Annotated in this window: 4 protein-coding genes; all 4 read right to left on the minus strand. The window is 59.6% G+C overall.

Translation table 11 applies throughout. From position 1 onward, the window contains the following. Positions 1 to 54: 54 nt before the first annotated feature. A complete protein-coding gene (gene traN, locus BHV64_RS09055) occupies positions 55 to 960 on the minus strand; it encodes a conjugative transposon protein TraN (protein ID WP_288115773.1) in 906 nt (301 codons plus the stop codon). Position 961: 1 nt separating this feature from the next. Next, the gene (traM, locus tag BHV64_RS09060; RefSeq protein WP_288115774.1) at positions 962 to 2,170 is read right to left on the minus strand and encodes a conjugative transposon protein TraM; all 1,209 of its coding nucleotides are present in this window, start codon (positions 2,168 to 2,170) and stop codon (positions 962 to 964) included. Positions 2,171 to 2,175: 5 nt separating this feature from the next. Then, entirely contained in the window at positions 2,176 to 2,391 is a 216-nt protein-coding gene (locus BHV64_RS09065; RefSeq protein WP_288115775.1) for a hypothetical protein, read from the minus strand. Continuing rightward, on the minus strand, positions 2,381 to 2,950 hold a 570-nt coding region (gene traK, locus BHV64_RS09070; protein WP_288115776.1), incomplete at its 5' end, for a conjugative transposon protein TraK. The genes traK and BHV64_RS09065, both read right to left, overlap by 11 nt.

Below are 2,950 nucleotides of genomic sequence, written 5' to 3' on the forward strand. Positions count from 1 at the left end.
AACATTCCCACTGCTGCATAAAAACTTCCGCATCGGGTTCGACCGCCTGTCTCTTTACAGGAGTTTCGCATCCAACAATTCCCCTGCGGGTATCTCCACCGTCTGATGGCGGGCTCCGTTTTTCTCGACGATTTCCAGCAAAAGCACCTTGTCGTCGGGGATCGTAAGCTTGGGCAGCGCGAATACCGTCCGCTGACGCTGGTGCCCCCTTACAACTGCCGGATCGTTGCATACGCGCAGGATTTCGAGCGATGTCTGCTGTTGTGCCGTACGCTTGGCGAGTTTGCGATCCGCTACGATGAACCGCCGCGCATCCACCTCGAAGGAGATGTTCGTGTCGTTCGAGATGCAGGTGTGAATGTATATCACGTCATTGAACACGTAAATCCCCAACACTTCGACTTCAATGCCGTACTTCTTCGCACGAATGCCCTTCACGTCCGTACGGTTTTGGCGGTATATGTCGCTCAACATGCGTTTTACGGTTGCGGGCTTTTCGCGGCCTACTTCGCGCAGCAGCACCCGTCCCTCGGATGCTGGGGCCGTCGGCTGATAATCGCCTGCGACATCCGGTTTCTGCACACCTTCTGTCTGCGGTTCCTGCACTGTAAGATTGACGGTCGAGACTGCCGGATTCTCGGCATAGTGGACATCGAAAGTGAAAAATCCGCCGTCTTCAGTGATGACCGTCAGGTTGGTTTCTGCTGTGAAATTCCGCACGGCGGCTTTCACGCGCACGACGTTCTCGGCCCCGTCGGCTTTTCCGGCGATGATGTCCATCGAGCCGATGTCGATATACGTGACGGGCGACGGGAAAAGGATATGCACGGTTTTCGTAAATCCCGCTTCGATACGCTGGGGACGAATTTCCGCCGGCGTTTCCTGTGTCGTCTGTGCCGTGACTTTTGCCGCGGCGGTTGCTGCGACAATCAGGAACAGATAAATAAGGTCTCTTTTCATTTTACTGCTGTTTTGAAATCAATAATAGCTGATGGTTGGCTTTGAGGGTTATCTTCACCTCGCGGAGTTTCCCGGCGACATACTGCGACGAAGCCTGCAATCCTCCGCGCGCCAGCTCGGACAATACCTGCTGCCCGGCCGAACGGGTGACGTTTACACTCGTTCCGGCGGTCTGCCCGACGGATGCCAGCGCCTCTTTGAGGGCCGTCCGCTCGCGGGAGTTCGGGACATTCAGCCCCAGCTGGCCGTCGAGGTCGTAAGCTGCGGCTTCGACGGCGAAGATCCGCCCGCCGTATTCGACGGACGACACCATGACTTGCAGCCGCATCCCGGAGATCGTCGCAAGACCGTATAACGGGGTGTTGCGGGGAATCACCGTATCGTCGATGCGCACGGCTTCCAGCAGCCGCAGCTGTACCGTGCTTCCGGCACGTATGACCTGTGTCTGAGCTACGCAGGCTTTGACGGTCGGTACCTGATTCTCCGCCGCACGTCCCGTCGCGGTCAGAAATCCGAGGTTGCGCTCGATGGTGAAATCCGCCCGCGGGTCGAGTGTCGAGGCTTCGACCTCACCTTCCCGCACGGGCCGCATCACGGACAGACGCGAATCCCGCCGTTGCTTTGTCGGCTCAACTGCTTCTTCACCCGGAGCCGTTCCTCCGCCGAGATATTTCCGGGCGAGCTTGTACTGCTCCTCGGCCAGTTCCAGCGGGTCGGGCTGCTGCCGCTCGGCGTCGAGTTGGGATTGCAGGGCTTCGACCTGTTCCTTTAGGGCTTCGACCTCGGCATTGCGCTGCGGAGCGGCGTAGAAGCCCTGCACCTGCCGCTGCATGGCCCGGTTGGCCTCGGAGGCCCGCTGCACGGGGTTATCCTCCGGTGCAGGTTCTTCGGCGGCCTTCAGCCCGTCGTCTAATAGCGAGAAGGCATTGTCCCCGAGGGTCATCATGCGTCTCTGCTGCTGCTCCTCGCTGCGGAGCTGTTCCGCGGCTTTGCGTTTGTCGCCGACGGTGGCCTGAGCCTTGCCGTCCGGGACCGACGTGTTGATCCCCACGGCCCCCTCTTGGGGCTTGACGGGCGCTGGTCGGAATATGAACCACAGCACGACGAGGAAGATGCATCCGAGGATCGCCGTGAAGAGCAGTACCTTGCGTTTGCGCTGCCGCTCGAACTCCGCCGAGGGGTCATTGTCCGGATTCTTGTTTTCTATCATAACGTTTACGGTTTTAGATGTAATAATTCGGGATGTCCGATCTCCAGCTCCGGCACCATGTTCGTCGCGAACAGGAGCCAGAGGTAAAGTAGTAGCAGTAGGACGAGCGCCGCGAGTACGATCCGCTTCCGGATGCGGGGCGCGAGCGTGTCGTGGCGGCGTCGCAACGACCGCCGCACCCAGCGGATGCGGCAGCGCAGTGAGTGCGGTTTAACGGTCATAGGTTGCAATGTCTTTGTTCTCGACGATGTTCAGCGCCTCGACCATAAAGCCCTGCGGGTTGTTGTCCGAGCGGGAGACGTTCACCAGACGGCATGTCGTGACGAGCGACCGCTCCGTGACGGTGCTCTCGCGCAGGATACGCTGCCGTGCAAAGGTCGTAACCTCGTAAGGATAATGGTTGAAATCGCAGCGGATGCTGTCCACTTTGACCATCTGCGAAACATTGCCCGCGATCAGGCGGTTGAAGAATCCCTTCTCCTGCAAGACCTTGTAGTAGGACAAGGCGCTTTTGTCGGCCATCTGCAAGGCGCGTCCGACATTGGACTCGATGGCTGCCTTGTCGGGCGAGAGGGTGAAGAAGAGCTCGTGGAAGCGCCGCACATGCTCGCGGGCTTCGACGGGGCGGTTCTGTGCGAGGTCCTGCGAGAGCGCCACCATCAGTGAGCGGCCGTTGTCCAACACGTAGATCTTCTGCCGCTGCCGTTCGGCGAAAGAGTAGGACATCCAGACCGCCGCCACGGTAACGACGGCGCAGACTCCGGCGAAGACGAGCGCGTA

Source organism: Alistipes sp. 56_sp_Nov_56_25 (assembly GCF_001915285.1).
In the GTDB taxonomy this organism is placed as follows: Bacteria; Bacteroidota; Bacteroidia; order Bacteroidales; family Rikenellaceae; genus Alistipes; species Alistipes shahii.

What these genes read in the sequence shown, in the direction of transcription:
- traN (WP_288115773.1), bottom strand. Translation starts at nt 960, where the DNA reads ATGAAAAGAGACCTTATTTATCTGTTCCTGATTGTCGCAGCAACCGCC.
- traM (WP_288115774.1), bottom strand. Translation starts at nt 2,170, where the DNA reads ATGATAGAAAACAAGAATCCGGACAATGACCCCTCGGCGGAGTTCGAG.
- BHV64_RS09065 (WP_288115775.1), bottom strand. Translation starts at nt 2,391, where the DNA reads ATGACCGTTAAACCGCACTCACTGCGCTGCCGCATCCGCTGGGTGCGG.